This is a genomic window from Duganella violaceipulchra, from assembly GCF_019166075.1.
GTDB lineage: Bacteria > Pseudomonadota > Gammaproteobacteria > Burkholderiales > Burkholderiaceae_D > Rugamonas > Rugamonas violaceipulchra.
Genome location: NZ_JAHTGR010000242.1, coordinates 1 through 255, shown reverse-complemented (window position 1 = coordinate 255; position 255 = coordinate 1). Strand labels below are relative to the sequence as shown.

Annotated in this window: 1 protein-coding gene; it reads left to right on the top strand. The window is 72.5% G+C overall.

Annotated elements, in window-relative coordinates; all coding sequences use genetic code 11:
* Positions 1 to 255, top strand: a 255-nt coding sequence (locus KVP70_RS33890) for a phosphopantetheine-binding protein (RefSeq protein WP_217946805.1), incomplete at both ends; no start/stop codon positions are given.

Genomic DNA, 255 nt, shown 5'->3' with positions numbered 1-255 from the left:
GGGAACGGGTCGGCATCCACGACGACTTCTTCGCGCTGGGCGGCCACTCGCTGCGGGCGCTGATGGTGTTGGCGCGCATCCGCAAGGCGTTCGATGTGGTGTTGGCGTTGCGGGTGCTGTTCGAGACGCCGACGGTGGCCGGCCTGGCCGAGCGGGTGGACGCGCTGCGCGCCGCCAGCACGGCGGTGCTGCCGACGATCGCCGCGCTGGCGCCGCAGGAATCGTATGCGGTGTCGGCCGCGCAGCGCCGTCTGT